This window comes from Agrobacterium sp. 22-214-1 (assembly GCF_053522465.1).
Genome location: NZ_JBNWCK010000011.1, coordinates 48536 through 62382 on the forward strand (window position 1 = coordinate 48536; position 13847 = coordinate 62382).

A 13847-nucleotide genomic window follows, 5' to 3' on the forward strand; every position below is an offset into this window, starting at 1 on the left:
TTTAGCCTCGGCGGCTGTGGTTCACCCCCCTCTGCCCTGCCGGGCATCTCCCCCTCAAGGGGGGAGATCAGCCAGAAGAAAACGCTCGCTCACTCGCAACGCTGAAGATGGCCGAGAGGCCGCCTCGGGTCGATCTCCCCCCTTGAGGGGGAGATGCCCGGCAGGGCAGAGGGGGGTGAACCGCACCCGCAGACCTGACACATGCACTGTTGTCATCCCGCCCCGCTTGCCCTAATCCTTCTCCCAGCAAATGGGGAAGAGAATGCGCGATCTGAGTGATTTCAAGGGATGTCCGCCGCCGCAGCCGGTGGTGTTGAAGGGCCGTTACGTGACGGCGGAGCCGTTCGATCGCGAAAGACATCTCGCAAGGCTCTGGGCCGCACTTGGCGGCGAGGGCGTGAATGCGCTGCTCAAATATTTCCCACAAAGCGCCTTTCCCGATGCCGATGCTTTCGGCGACTGGCTCATTGGCGCGGGGCAGAAGCTCAACTGGGTCACGCTGGTCTTCGTTGAAAACGCCACCGGCGATATCGTCGGCATGGCGAGCTATATGCGGCCCGATCCCGCCAATGGCGTGGTCGAGGTGGGCTCCGTCGCCCATGGCGCGAAGATGAAGCGCTCGCCTCTTTCCACCGAGGCGCATTACCTGATGGCGAAACATGTTTTCGAGGATTTGGGGTATCGCCGTTACGAGTGGAAATGCCACAATGAAAACGAGCCCTCCAAGATAACGGCGAAGCGTTATGGCTTCACCTTCGAGGGCGTCTTCCGTCAGCATATGATCTCGAAGGGGCAAAATCGCGATACGGCGTGGTTTTCCATGATCGACGGCGAATGGCCGCTGATCGGCAAGGCCTTCGAAGCCTGGCTTGCGCCGGAGAATTTTGCGGCCGATGGCGCGCAGAAGCGCAAGCTCGAGGATATCCGTGCGGAGTTTGCCGATGCCATTGCCTGAAAATCCGGCGCCTGAAAACCCGGCGCCTGAAAAGCCGAGCTCCGGCAAGAAGGATTGGTCTCCGGCCATCGCCGCCGCCCTCATCATTGTCGGTTTCGGGCTGGTCTTTTTCGTCATGCCGAAGATCATGCTATGGCTGGGCGATTATTCGCCCTGGCTCGCCGCTGCCTTCGGCACGGTTGCCGTGCTGTGCTTCTTCCTGCTGTTCTGGCTGCGCGCGCGTTACCAGCGTCGCCGTGACGGTTAGAGCTTAAGCGACGCGCCGAGCAGCAACAGCCCCATGATGAGCACGAACAGCGCACCGGCGATCTCGATCGCATGGCTGATGCCGGCTGCCCTGCGGCTGCCGGGGCCGGCGAAACGCACGGCGAGGCCCTTTGCCGAGACAGCCATGATGGCGAGCAGAGATACCGTTATGGCCGTGCCGAGCGACATGGCGAGGACGGAGAGCACGCCGCCGAGATAAAGCCCGTTCAGAAGCGCAAAGCTCATGACGATGATCGCGCCAGAGCAGGGCCTGAGCCCCACGGCGATGATGGCTGACCATGCCTCTTGCAGGCTGAAGTTCTTTCCCTTGAGCAGCATCGGATCCGGTGCATGGGATTTGCCGCAGGCGGCGCAGAGATCGCCCGTGCCATCATGGTCGTGATCGGCAAAAACCGGCTTGCCCTGAAACCGGAGGCCAGTGCCCATGCCGGTGGTTCTGCCGACTGTCGTTTCACCTGCCGCCGCAAAAACGGCAACAGGCTCGCGCCGGATGCGCAGTGACCAGAGTTTTCGCACCAGCAGCCAGGCGCCGAACAGCGCCACCATGGCGAAGCTGGCGATCTCCATCGCCTGCGTGGCCTTCGTCATGGTGATGGAGGTGCCGCGCAGCACCAGCCAGGCCGCACCGACGAGGCCGATGGCCATCAAACCCTGAATGAGCGCCGAAACGAAAGAAATGAGAATGCCGCGTTTCAGCTGGGTCTCATTGGCGATCATATAGGACGAAATGACCGCCTTGCCGTGGCCGGGGCCGGCGGCGTGGAAAACGCCATAAGCAAAGGAGAGGCCGATCAACGAGCTGAGCGCCCAGCCATCCTCGCGCATGGCCTTCAACGCGCCGGTCAGCGCCCGATAAAACATCTGCTGGTGCACGTTGATCCATTGCATCAGCGGCGCGAAGGGGCCGCCGACGGAAAAGGAAGGCTCGGCCGAGCCGATGCCGAGCGGCGATTGCGCATGGGCCGCACCGGCCACGGCAATGAGGCCGATGGCGACGGCGAAGAGGCCGGCCCTGCGGCTCAGCATGAGACCTCCAGCCGGGTGGCGAAGAGCTTGGTCATGTCGGTGCCGGTCGGATCGTTGAAGAAGGCGTCGGTGAGCGTGCCCTGGTTCTGCGAGATCACCTCGTCGGGATCGGGACGGACGACATGGTGCTTGCAGGCATTCAGATCCTTACCCTGCGTGGCGATATCGCCATCCTTGGCGAAATCGATTGCCGTATACATGGTCGGATCCCAGGCACCGAAGCTGAGCTTGCCCTTGACGGCCAGAGGCTTGGTCGGCTTCACGGAGAAGAACATCAGGATCTGCTGATCCTTATAGTCCACGTGAATGGCCTCGGGCTTGGAAAATTCCACCGGTTTTCCATTGGCGGTGATGAAGGTGTAGTAGGAATATTCGGCGAGCGATTCCAGAACGGTATTGCCGATCTCGGCCAGCTCGTCCTTGTCGAGCTTCAGATCGCTGTTCTTGTCGTAGTCCATCACCACGCTTGCCGAGAACATCTCGTCGAAACGCCAGATGTTGCGCACCTCCTGAACGGTGCCGTTCGGCCCCTCGACGATTTCCATGCGGGCTTCGGCAAAGATATGCGGATGCGCCGCCGCGGCGACGGGAACGCAGGCAAGGCCGGCCGCGAGGAGCAAAAAGCGTCTGTTCATTATCCGGTCTGTCCTGCCTTCGAATCTGGAAGGTCTGACTCTAGCAGAAATTGGGACCGAATTTCGACCTGATGCGTCCGATCCTTCGCGCGGGCCGACACTAAATTTCAGAAGGTGCCGCTGAAACGCGAGGTGATGCTGGAGCCGCTATAGGCAAGATCGGTATCGCGCTCGCCATGCAGCAGGCGGTTGAACTCCACCTCCAGCTTGCTGTTCTTGCCGGTATCGAAGGAGAGCGTCGCGACCAGCCGGCGCTCGCTGGTATCGTAATTATAATAGATCCAGTCCTTGTGGACCCGGTGCAGCGCAAGATCGAGCCCCACCTTTTCGGTGAGCCTGCTTTTGATGACGAATTGAAAGCGCCGATGGAATTCGGCAATCGGGTCATCCGGGTCGAAAAGCGCATAGTCCTGCGAAAAGCCCGCGCCGAAGGCGATACGCTCGGTGGCTTTCACCTCGGCCTCGGCCCGCAGATAGGGGCGGGTGCGCTTTACCTTGTCGCTGATCTCATCGCCTGAAATGGATGTGAAGCCCGCTTCGGCCAGAACCGCGAAACGGTCGGAGAACCTGTAACCATAGGCCAGAGAACCTCGCAGCGTGTTGGCCGGGAAACGTTCATATTTTTCCTGCTGCCCCTCGGGCACGGCGATACGGTCGTAAGCAAGCGTCAGCCCCGCCTCGCCGCCGCCGAGTGATTGTGCATGTTCCGCTTTCAGCGATAAAAGCGCCTCGTTCGCTTCCAGTCGGGTGGGCAGGAAATAGGCCGGGCGGAACCGCGCCTTGCCTTTCATCAGGCTGGCGACACTTGCCGTCAACGTGTTCTTGCCGCCAAGGGCGAGGATGCCGAGCTGGGAAGACGCCTCCAGCTTGTGATCCAGCTGCCGGTAACCAATGTCTTCTTCCGGCAGGTGCAGGAATATATCGCCGGCATCGCTGCGGGTGCCGCGCAGCTCAAGGGCCCATTCCAGTTTTTCGGAAAATCGTTTCGTCAGCCCCAGTGCCGCGATGGTGTTATGTTCATTGGCGAAACGATAACGGGGCAGGCGAACCTCTTCCTGCTCGAGCGAATAACGCAGCTCCGCCCCCTCCAGCGTGATCTTGCCATTGAGCCCGAAGCCGGCGCGCAGCGAAATCGCGCTCAGCCGGTTGGTGTCGGCGAAATAATTGCTGTCATAAACAATGCCGGATTTATAGGTGACATTGTGTTCATCGGCCTTTTCCCCCGCCCACGCGCCGCAGGCGCAGGCAAGCCCGAGAACAAGCGCGATATATCCCCCCACCCGCATGCGCATCTCCGGTCTCTAATTAAGCAATATCTTATATTTGGATGGTTAACAAAGTTTCCCGCGCCGCTTTACTATTGCGGCGCAGGTGCTGACCGGAATTGTTTGAGAAAGGGGTGGTAGCGCGAAGTCGCGATATGTAAAATTTGATTAAAATCGCAAGTATTAGTGTTAATCGTTTATTGTAATATTAGCCTTTGCTTGAATTAGAATCCTCTAAATATACAGTTCGGTTACGCCAGATGGCGTGATCAAATAAAAGAGGAGAGAGAAATGATTGCAAAGTTCGCTTGTGTAGCCGCTATTCTTACTGTCGCTTCCGTTGGTCAGGCCAATGCGGGCGGTCTTCTGGGAGGCATCCTGTCCGGCAACAGCAACAAGGGCGGCGCCCTTGTCGTCGTCTCGCCCAGCATCGATCTCGGTGTCAGCGGCATCCTGTCCAATAACGGGATTCTGAATGGCAACAAGACCGGTATCCTGAACGGTGTGCTGAACGGCAACAAGACGTCCGTCGATGTCATCGACAACAAGAATGACGGCGGCAAAAAGCGCCGCCACTAACTGAAACGTGGAGCGGGATGGCGAAACCATCGGGCTTTTCTCCATCCCGCTCCAACGCAACAGCTCGAAAATCATCAGGGATTTTCGACGCAGACGATGCGCGCAGCGCATAAGCCGGCAATGATCCTCGAGTTGCGTGTGTTTGACGCATGGCGTTTCCGGCAAGAACAAACGGCGCATCGCATGACTGGAAGAGGGCCTCGCGGCCCTCTTTTTTTTGTCCGCGTCGCGATGTGAACGACGCGCACAGAAGTGCGGGATGGCCACTACTCGTGGTGGTCTTTGTGATGTGGTGGGAGCCGTTTTCATGTTGCGGTGGCCGACTTGTGAATATCCGCGTTAATTCTAATTTATATTTGGTAAATATTGCAGATATTAATCGAAATACGTTTCATGACGGTTATTTTATCTGTGCTATTTACGCGATTTTAACCACGATGTTCTTCAATCTACGAGTGCGTTAACCCCGTCACGACGCTGCGCTTCTGGTCGCGAAATACTCGCAGCCCGCAGGTGACGGGATGTTATTTTTCAAGGAGCTATCGCATGTTGAAACAATCACTTCTCGCGCTCGGCCTGCTCGGCGTTTTCTCCGGTGTGGCCGCTGCCGCCGATGCCGTCAGCGACATTCCGTCCGCGCCGGTCGTCAACGACGTTGCGCCTGCCTTTTCCTGGGATGGTGTTTATGTCGGTGCGTCTGCGGGTTACGGCTGGAACCGGGTCAAGTCGACGACTTTTGGCGTCACCACGAAGCATGAATTTGACGGCGGCCGTTTTTCCGGTTTCGCGGGCTATAATTTCGAAGTTGCCCCTTCCGTCATTCTCGGCGTCGAGGGCGATCTCGGTTACGCCTGGGGCGACAAGACCATTGTCACCAGCGAGGTTTCCGCAGGCCTGAATGGTTCTGCACGCCTGCGCGCCGGTTACGCGGTCGACCGCGCGCTGATCTATACCGCCGCCGGCTACACCGCGACGGACAGCGAAGTCAAAGCGCCGTTCGGCGAGGACAGCAAGGTCCTGCACGGCTGGACGGTCGGTGCGGGTATCGATTATGCCTTCACCAACAACCTGTTTGGACGCGTCGAATATCGTTACAACGACTTCGGCAAGGCAACCTACCGTACCGGTCCGATCACCTCGACCGGCGATGTCAGCGAACACGTCGTCAAGGTTGGCCTCGGCGTAAAGTTCTGACGGTTATTCCGTTTTCGACAGGGGGCGGCGCAACCTTGCGACGCCCCACGCGCTCGATGCGGCGATCCTGGCATCGATCCAGCGAACGTTCCGCCGAAGATGAAAACGCGCATTGCTTTCCAAGCGGGCTTGAACCACAGGCCGTTTTGGTGTGATGGTGGTCGCCGTCATTCCGTCCTGCCTCCCAGCCTTCAGTCGATTCCCATGCTCCAGAAAAGCACTTCGCCGGGCGCTTTCGATCGTCAGGCCTATTTGATCGCCCTGCTGGTTTTTATTGCCGGCAGCACCAATGCGGCCGTCGTGCCGTTTATCGGTTTCTATATCATCCAGGTGCTCGGCCATCCGCCGGCGACGGTCGGTTTTTACAGCGTGACGGCGGCGCTGGCTTCGATTGTCGCCAGCCGTGTTTATGGCGAGCGTGTCGATGCCGGGGTGCGGGTGAGGCCGCTGTTGATGCTTTCCGTGTGCGGCGCTTTTGTCGCGGCGGCTGCGGCGAGTTTCGGGCATCTGGCGCTGCTGGTGGCGATAACGGCGACCGGCATGGGGCTTTCCAATGCCGCCAGCACGCTCATTTTCAGTTACGGCCGGTATCATGGCCGGGTGAGGGCGCTGGATACGGCCGCCTATAATGCCTTCCTGCGAACAATGGTGTCGCTGGCATGGATGCTGATTCCCGCCGCCGCCTATCTGATCTTCGACCTTGCCGGCGCGAGCGCCGTGTTCGTGAATGCCATGCTGATGGCGGTCATCTGGGGCGGGCTTGCCCTTGCGGTCGTGCCGCGCGACCAGACCAGCCCGATGGAGCGGCGACAGGCGGGTGACGACGATACGCGGCGCAACCTGCCGCTGCTTCTGGCGGCGGCCGCCAGCTTCTGCATGTCTTTTGCCCATGCTCTCTGCGCCTCGGCCCTGCCGGTGTTTCTGGTGCGGGAGGTCGGTCTGCCGGATTACGTGCCGGGCCTGTCGCTCAGCGTCAAATGCGCCATGGAGGTTCTGTTCATCCTGCTTGCGCCGCGAATGATGCGCCGCTTCAGCGCTCGCCTGCTTCTGGGCGTTTCGGCGGTGATGGCCATCGTCGCCTTCAACGTCATCGCCTCGGTCACCACATTGCCGGCCATGATCGCGGGTGCGGCGCTGGAAGGCGCCTATTACGGCCTTTGCGCCGGCACTTGCCTTACCTTCGTGCAGGGCTTTGCGCGCGGCCGCACGGCCCGGGCGACGGCGCTCTACATGAACTCCATCTTTCTCGCCGCGCTTTTTGCGGTGCCGCTGATGGGGTTCGTATCCCAATATGCGAGTTTCGGCGTCTCGATCCGGCTCGCTTCGGCTGGCGCGGGCGCGGCCTTGCTGCTGTTGTTTTTGACGCGGCGGCAGGTGGGGGAGTAGGGCGTTCCGGCGGATGTGTAGGGCGGCCTGTTACGCCCGCGTCCATCCCTCAAGCCGAAATATCGATGATCCCGCAATCCCCCGCTTCCGAAGCAAAGGCGAGCAGCTTGCCGGTGGCGCTCCAGTCCATGCCGGTGATGGCGCCCTTGCCGGGGCGGCGCAGCAGGGCTTCCTTGCCATCGACAAGGCGAACGCCGAGGATCATGCCGTCGATGAAGCCGATGGCGAGCACATCTTCCACAGGGTGGAAGGCGACATTGGTGACCATGATGTTGGCGCGGCTGCCGAGTTCTTCCGGGGCCTTGCCCATCGGGCCGTCCTTGCCGGCAAACGGCCAGACGATGGCGGCCGGCGCGCCGGAAGAGGCGAGCCATTTGCCCTTTGCCGACCAGGAGACGGATTTGACTTTGGCGGGATAACCCGTCATGCGCATGTGGCGCGCTTCCATGCCGCCCTTGGTGGCTTCCATCTTCCAGCCGTGCAGGGCGTTTTCCTGCATGGTGGTGACGAGGAACTTGCCATCGGGCGAGAAGGTGACGCCGGTATGGGCACCCTTCCATTCAAGATCGACGGGATCGCCGGCGGTCGCCACCCAGTGCAATGTCACACCGTTATAACGGGCAACGGCAATGCGCAGGCCCTTGGGCGCGAAGGCGATGGCCTCCACCGTGCGCTCTTCCTTGAATTCCTTGACCGTGCCGTCCGACAGCCGGACGAAGCTGGATTTGCCGACGCCATAAGCGACAGCCTTCTGCGGCCCGCCGGCAACGACGCCCACCCATTTGCGCGGCACATTGGCGATTTCGCCGATGCTGCCGTCATGGCCGATGCGCAGCACACGTCCGTCTTCACCGCCTGACAGCAGCGTGGCGCTGTAGGGATCGCGCACGCAGGTCAAAAGCCCGTCATGCGCCTCAGTCACCTTCTCGCCGCCATCCAGCCGGTGAATGGTGCCGGCGGCGGTGGCAAACAGGGGAATGTCGCCGAGAAAATGGGTCGAGACCACGTGGCCTTCGATATCAAGCGGGGCAACAGTCGGCATGGGGCATCGGTCTTTCGTATCTGTGTCGGATGGGGCGACGATGTCGACCCCGGCGGCAGGCATGGTTCTAAAGCATTTCCGGCAAAAGCGGAACCGCTTTTACGTTCGGACGATTCGTGAAATCAAGTAGATAGAGCGATTTGTGGTAGAGGAACCACCCTACACGGCAGTTGGAAATCATTGACACTCCGGCGCTCCGGGCTCACCCCCCTCTGTCCTGCCGGACATCTCCCCCTCAAGGGGGGAGATCGTTCCGTGGCGAGGTTTCGAACCTCTCGACGGTCGAGAATGAAGCAGCGAGAAAGCCTCTTGCCGATCTCCCCCCTTGAGGGGGAGATGTCCGGCAGGACAGAGGGGGGTGAGCCCGGAGCGCCGGAGTGTCAATGATTTTAACTGCCGTGTACGGTGTAGAAGAACGCGCGTCGGGCAGATGACGGACGCAGCCGCACCCCGGTCTGGCACCGGGGTGACGGGGCCAAACGATCAGGCCGTCGCGAGGCAGGCGTTGAAGCTCTTTTCCAGCTTTTCGCGGTCCAGTTCGCGGCCGATGAAGACGAGGCGGCTTTCGCGTTTTTCGTCTTCCTTCCACGGGCGCTGGTGATCGCCCTCGATGATCATGTGCACGCCCTGCACCACGTAACGTTCCGCATCGCCCTTGAAGGCGATGATGCCCTTGAGGCGCAGGATGTTCGGGCCGTCGGTCTGGGTGACCTTCTGGATCCACGGGAAGAACCGCTCGGGGTTCATTTCGCCGCCACGCAGCGAGACCGACTGCACCGTCACGTCATGGATCGGCGAAACCGCGCCATGGTGGTGATGATCGTGGCCATGGTCGTGCCCATGGTCATGATCGTGATGATGATGCCCGTGATCGTGGTCATGGTCGTGATGATGGTGGTCATGATCGTGGTGGTGATGGTCGCAATCGGGGCCGCAGACGTGGTCGTCATGGCCGTGCTCGAGGAAATGCGGATCGTTTTCCAGCGCGCGCTCCAGATTGAAGGCGCCCTGATCGAGAACCCGGGCGAGATCGACGCCGGAACGGGTGGTCTTGTAGATGCGCGCGGACGGGTTGATGGCGCGCACGATATCCTCGATGCGGGCGACTTCCTCCGGCGAAACGAGATCGGTCTTGTTGACGACGACGACATCGGCAAAGGCGATCTGGTCTTCGGCCTCGCGGCTGTCCTTCAGGCGCAGCGGCAGGTGCTTGGCGTCAACGAGGGCAACGACGGCGTCAAGCTCGGTCTTGGCGCGCACGTCGTCATCCATGAAGAAGGTCTGGGCGACGGGAACGGGATCGGCGAGGCCCGTCGTCTCGACGATGATACCGTCGAAGCGGCCGGGGCGGCGCATCAGGCCTTCCACGACGCGGATGAGGTCACCACGCACCGTGCAGCACACGCAGCCATTGTTCATTTCGTAGATTTCCTCGTCGGATTCGACGATCAGATCGTTGTCGATGCCGATCTCGCCGAATTCATTGACGATGACAGCGTATTTCTTGCCGTGGTTCTCGGAGAGAATGCGGTTGAGAAGCGTCGTCTTGCCGGCGCCGAGATATCCCGTCAGGACGGTGACTGGAATGGGCTTGGCTATAGCTGTTTCGGTCATGGAAAACCCCGCGTGGAGAGAGGCCGTCAGGCCTCAGGAAGATGTGTCGTCGTCCATATAGGCGCGACGTCTTGGCAGTTCAAAGAGATTTTGGCCGAATTCGGCCATGTCACTCAAATTTTGTTATGAAATAACGTTATGTCAAAAGCGTGGATATCTTCAAGCAGTTCGACAAGGCCTTTTACGGCGTGGGAAATCAGCCTTTCGCCCTTTTCCGCGGTGGCGGCGGCGGCGTTTCCGGCAACGCCATCGGGGTTCAGATCGCTCATCAGCCAGCCGAAGGCATGCGGACCATAGGCGCGCAGGTGTTTGAAGCGGCTGGCGAAATCGCTCTGGCGGGAGGGAAAGTTCGCGGCCTTCTGCATCGCCACCCGCTCGGGGTGAAGCGCCAGCATGACCGATGTTTCGATATCGCCGCCATGAATATCGACCGCCTTGTCCTCCGGCTTCACGATATCGGCCGGTACGCCGAAACGGGTCCAGCTTGTGGCGACCGCCAGCATGCCGAAACGGGCGCGGGCCTCGGTGGCAACAATGGTCATCAGCGGTGAGTTGCCGCCATGGGCGTTCAGCATCACGAATTTGCGCACGCCCTTTTTATATTCCGCCTCGGCGATGCCGAGCCAGCGCTCGATGGCCTCATCGTAACGCAGGGTTTTCGTGCCCGGCACATTCATGTGTTCGATGGAATAGCCGACCGGTTCCGCCGGCAGGAAGGAGACGGGCAGGTGGGCGGGCAGGGCGGCGGCGAGACGGGCGGCGATGCCTTCGGCAATCAGCGTATCGGTCTCGAAGGGCAGGTGCGGCCCATGCTGTTCATGCGCGCCGAGCGGCAGCACGGAAATTGCAGCTGTTGCGCGAAGATGCGGGTCTGTTACGTTTTCGTCGTGATAATGCGTGTATGAGTTTGGCATCTGGCAGTCCGCGCGTGCATTCGGTAAGGATTTCCAGCAACATATATCGGTTCCGCCACAGGGTAAAAGGCACTCGCATATGAGCAAGGATAAAACTGGGCATAAGGACAAGGGCGCCAAGAAGGAAAAGAGTGGCAAGAAAATAAAGGACGCCAAAAAACGGGATGAGAATTTCAACCCCGAGGAACTGGCGCAATCCATCACCCAGGCGGCCCGCTCCATGCGCACGGCGCTCAGCCACAGCCTTGCCGAAAGCGGGCTTTATGCGGGCCAGGACGGCGTTATTCTGGCGCTGGCGCAGGAAGGCAGCCTGACGCCGGGGCAGATCGCCCAGAAACTCGGCGTCAAGGCGCCGACCATGACGCGCACCATCGGCCGCATGGAAGCGCAGGGTTTCGTGGAACGCAGCGGCGACGACGAGGATGGCCGCGTGACGCTGGTGAAGCTGACGGAAGCGGGTTTGAAAAGCGTCGAACACATCAATGTTTCCATCGCCAATTGCGGCGCAAGAGCCGTCGAGGGGCTTTCTGCCAAGGATGTGCGCAACATCGTTAAACTCTTGAAGGCGATAGACGCCAATCTTCAATAATTTTTGCTGAAATTTTTAAAAGAACCATCTGTTTTGTGGGTATTCCTTAAACGGGTTGCGGATTTTGTTTAAATTGTTTAATTGCAATTTAAACGGAGCCATCCGTCATTGACACGCGTTTGGGGAGGAATGCCGTGGCCCAAAAGGTCAAACTGTCCACGATTGCCGAAAGCCTCGGTCTTTCGACCGCCACCATTTCCCTTGCATTGCGCGACAGCCCGCTGGTCGCTTCCGATACGCGGGACAAGATCAAGGAACAGGCGCGGGCGCTGGGTTATATCTATAACCGCCGGGCGGCCAGCCTGCGCACCTCGCGTTCCGGCATCGTCGGCGTGGTGTTCCACGATGTGATGAACCCGTTCTATGGCGAAATTCTCAAAGCCATCGAAAGCGAGCTGGATCGCAGCCGCCAGACCTTCATTCTTTCCAACCATTACGATTCGGTGGAAAAGCAGCGCACCTTCATCGAAACGCTGCTGCAGCTCGGTTCCGACGGCATCATCATGTCGCCCGCCATAGGCACGCCGATCGAGGATATGACGCTGGCCGAGGAAAACGGAATGCCCGCCATTCTGGTGGCCCGTTCCATGGACGGCGTCGATATGCCGACCTATCGCGGCGACGACAGCTATGGCATTTCGCTTGCCACCAACCACCTGATCAGCCTCGGCCACCGCACCATCGCCATGGTTGGCGGCACCGACCAGACATCGACCGGCCGTGACCGTTACCAGGGTTACGTCAATGCGCTGCGCAAGGCCGGCATCGAGGTCGATCCGAACCTGCGCATTCCCGGCCCGCGCTCCAAGCAGGGCGGTTTCGAGGCTGCCGTGCATTTCCTCTCCCTGCCGCAGAAGCCGACGGCGGCCGTCTGCTGGAACGATCTCGTCGCCATCGGTCTCATGAACGGCATTTCCCGTGCCGGTCTGGTGCCGGGCGTCGATATTTCCGTCACCGGCTACGACGATCTTGAAGAGGCGGCGATTGCCACACCGGCGCTGACCACCGTTTCCAACGGTCAGGCCGAGGTGGGGCGCTTGGCGGCCCGCGCGCTGCTGGACCGGCTGGCGGGCAGCCACGAGCCTGACGGCATTCACCTCATCAAGCCGGAAATGCGTATCCGGCAATCGACCGGGCCCGTGCGGCCGCGGGTGTGAGGCTTCAGACGATGGGAAACGGTGCGCGTTCTGTGCATTGCACCTTTCCGTCATCCCGGCCGATGCTACAAGTAAACCACAAGGCGTCCACACAAGGCCGGGATGACGGGTGGAGGGGCTGCAACATTCCAATCGTGACGGCCTGCTGTCTCACCGCAGCGCTCTACTCCCCTTATTTCATCCCCGTGCCAGCAATGCCTGTCGTGATGTAACGCTGCAGGAACAGGAACACGACAGTGACAGGCGCCAGGCTGAGGAAGGTCATGGCGAGGATATAGTGCCATTGCACCGAGAACTCGCCCTGGAAGGCGTTTAGCCCCACCTGCAGCGTGAAGTTTTCGCGGCTGCTGAGAACGATCAGCGGCCAGAGGAAGTCGTTCCAGCGCCAGAGCACCGAGAAGATGGCGAGAACCGCGAGCGCCGGCGCCGTCAGCGGCAGGATGATGCGCCAGAAGATACGGAATTCGCTTGCCGCATCGACGCGGGCCGCCTCGATCAGCTCGTCCGGGATGGTCAGCATATATTGCCGCAGCAGGAACACACCGGTCGGCGTCGCGACCGTGGGGATGATGACGCCCCAGAGATTGTCGACGAGGCCGACGCCGACGATGACCAGATAGGCGGGCACCATGACGACGGTGAGCGGGATCATCAGGGTGGAGATGATCAGAACGAAGATCGCCTTCTCGCCGCGGAAGCGGTATTTGGAGAGGGCAAAGGCGGCCATGGCATTGACGATCAGCGTCAGGACGGTTGCGACGAAGGTGACGAAGACCGAGTTCTTGAGGAAGGTCAGAAAGCTGAAGCGGGTCAGTGGATCTGTGAAATTCTCCGTCGCGATAGTCAGTTTCTGGACGGGCGTTATTTCCCGCGTATCGACGCTGACCGGCGGGCCGGGATTGGCGGGATCGACCATCTGGGCTTTCAGGCCGATGCGGCGGACCATGGCCATTTCCCGCTCCATGCCGTCGATGGGGGCTTTCCATAGGCTGAGCGGTTTGTCGTAACCCTGCACTTCCACCTGCACGGCGGCGCGCGGCAGAAGGCTCGGCGGAAACCGGGTGATCTCGGCTTCCGGCTTCAGCGATGACATGGCGGCCCAGACGACCGGGATGAGGACGGCGAGCGTGCCGCCGATGAGCCAGACCCATGACAGGATATCGGTGAGGCCGATCCGGCCGGGGCGGCGGGTGCGCGTGAGGAAGGAGACGGCGTTGGACATGG

Annotated in this window: 14 protein-coding genes; 7 read left to right on the forward strand and 7 right to left on the reverse strand. The window is 60.4% G+C overall.

Going from position 1 to position 13847, the window contains the following annotated elements; translation table 11 throughout:
- Nucleotides 1-262 precede the first annotated feature (262 nt).
- A complete protein-coding gene (locus ACQZ5G_RS24530) occupies nt 263-955 on the forward strand; it encodes a GNAT family N-acetyltransferase (protein ID WP_448739250.1) in 693 nt (230 codons plus the stop codon).
- Entirely contained in the window at nt 942-1202 is a 261-nt protein-coding gene (locus ACQZ5G_RS24535; protein ID WP_448739249.1) for a hypothetical protein, read from the forward strand. The genes ACQZ5G_RS24530 and ACQZ5G_RS24535 overlap by 14 nt, the downstream gene beginning before the upstream one ends.
- On the opposite strand, the gene ACQZ5G_RS24540 is transcribed toward ACQZ5G_RS24535, so the two are convergent.
- The 3 genes from ACQZ5G_RS24540 to ACQZ5G_RS24550 form a co-directional block, all read right to left on the reverse strand.
- Nucleotides 1199-2248 carry a nickel/cobalt transporter gene (locus ACQZ5G_RS24540; RefSeq protein ID WP_448739248.1) on the reverse strand — a complete coding sequence of 350 codons (1050 nt, stop codon included), beginning with the start codon at nt 2246-2248 and terminating at the stop codon, nt 1199-1201. The genes ACQZ5G_RS24535 and ACQZ5G_RS24540 overlap by 4 nt on opposite strands.
- The gene (locus ACQZ5G_RS24545) at nt 2242-2883 is read right to left on the reverse strand and encodes a DUF1007 family protein (protein ID WP_004433429.1); all 642 of its coding nucleotides are present in this window, start codon (nt 2881-2883) and stop codon (nt 2242-2244) included. The genes ACQZ5G_RS24540 and ACQZ5G_RS24545 overlap by 7 nt, the downstream gene beginning before the upstream one ends.
- Nucleotides 2884-2990: 107 nt before the next feature.
- Nucleotides 2991-4169: a hypothetical protein gene (locus tag ACQZ5G_RS24550; protein ID WP_448739247.1), complete on the reverse strand. Its 1179-nt coding sequence runs from the start codon at nt 4167-4169 to the stop codon at nt 2991-2993.
- A gap of 270 nt (nt 4170-4439) precedes the next feature.
- On the opposite strand from ACQZ5G_RS24550, the gene ACQZ5G_RS24555 reads away from it, so the two are divergent.
- The 3 genes from ACQZ5G_RS24555 to ACQZ5G_RS24565 all read left to right on the forward strand — a co-directional run bounded on the left by ACQZ5G_RS24555 (nt 4440) and on the right by ACQZ5G_RS24565 (nt 7307).
- Nucleotides 4440-4727, forward strand: a complete 288-nt coding sequence (locus ACQZ5G_RS24555; protein ID WP_004433441.1) for a hypothetical protein — start codon at nt 4440-4442, stop codon at nt 4725-4727.
- 546 nt (nt 4728-5273) lie between these two features.
- A complete protein-coding gene (locus tag ACQZ5G_RS24560; protein WP_059758498.1) occupies nt 5274-5921 on the forward strand; it encodes an outer membrane protein in 648 nt (215 codons plus the stop codon).
- 204 nt (nt 5922-6125) lie between these two features.
- Complete coding sequence (locus tag ACQZ5G_RS24565; RefSeq protein ID WP_448739245.1) at nt 6126-7307, forward strand: MFS transporter; 1182 nt, start codon at nt 6126-6128, stop codon at nt 7305-7307.
- 49 nt (nt 7308-7356) lie between these two features.
- Here ACQZ5G_RS24565 and ACQZ5G_RS24570 read toward each other — a convergent pair whose 3' ends face one another.
- The 3 genes from ACQZ5G_RS24570 to ACQZ5G_RS24580 all read right to left on the reverse strand — a co-directional run bounded on the left by ACQZ5G_RS24570 (nt 7357) and on the right by ACQZ5G_RS24580 (nt 10877).
- Nucleotides 7357-8349 (reverse strand): WD40 repeat domain-containing protein, encoded by a 993-nt coding sequence (locus ACQZ5G_RS24570; RefSeq protein ID WP_448739244.1) that lies wholly within the window; start codon nt 8347-8349, stop codon nt 7357-7359.
- Between the two features lie 483 nt (nt 8350-8832).
- Nucleotides 8833-9963, reverse strand: a complete 1131-nt coding sequence (locus ACQZ5G_RS24575) for a CobW family GTP-binding protein (RefSeq protein WP_035226105.1) — start codon at nt 9961-9963, stop codon at nt 8833-8835.
- A 113-nt stretch (nt 9964-10076) separates the two neighbouring features.
- On the reverse strand, nt 10077-10877 hold the full coding sequence (locus ACQZ5G_RS24580) for a creatininase family protein (RefSeq protein ID WP_448739243.1): 801 nt from the start codon (nt 10875-10877) through the stop codon (nt 10077-10079).
- 79 nt (nt 10878-10956) lie between these two features.
- On the opposite strand from ACQZ5G_RS24580, the gene ACQZ5G_RS24585 reads away from it, so the two are divergent.
- Both ACQZ5G_RS24585 and ACQZ5G_RS24590 read left to right on the forward strand, forming a co-directional pair.
- The gene (locus tag ACQZ5G_RS24585) at nt 10957-11466 is read left to right on the forward strand and encodes a MarR family winged helix-turn-helix transcriptional regulator (protein WP_004433459.1); all 510 of its coding nucleotides are present in this window, start codon (nt 10957-10959) and stop codon (nt 11464-11466) included.
- Nucleotides 11467-11600: 134 nt separating this feature from the next.
- Nucleotides 11601-12623, forward strand: coding sequence for a LacI family DNA-binding transcriptional regulator (locus ACQZ5G_RS24590; protein ID WP_004433466.1), 1023 nt, complete (start codon nt 11601-11603; stop codon nt 12621-12623).
- Nucleotides 12624-12795: 172 nt separating this feature from the next.
- Here the strand turns inward: ACQZ5G_RS24590 and ACQZ5G_RS24595 are convergent, their stop codons facing one another.
- Nucleotides 12796-13845 (reverse strand): carbohydrate ABC transporter permease, encoded by a 1050-nt coding sequence (locus ACQZ5G_RS24595; RefSeq protein WP_004433469.1) that lies wholly within the window; start codon nt 13843-13845, stop codon nt 12796-12798.
- Nucleotides 13846-13847: the final 2 nt, after the last annotated feature.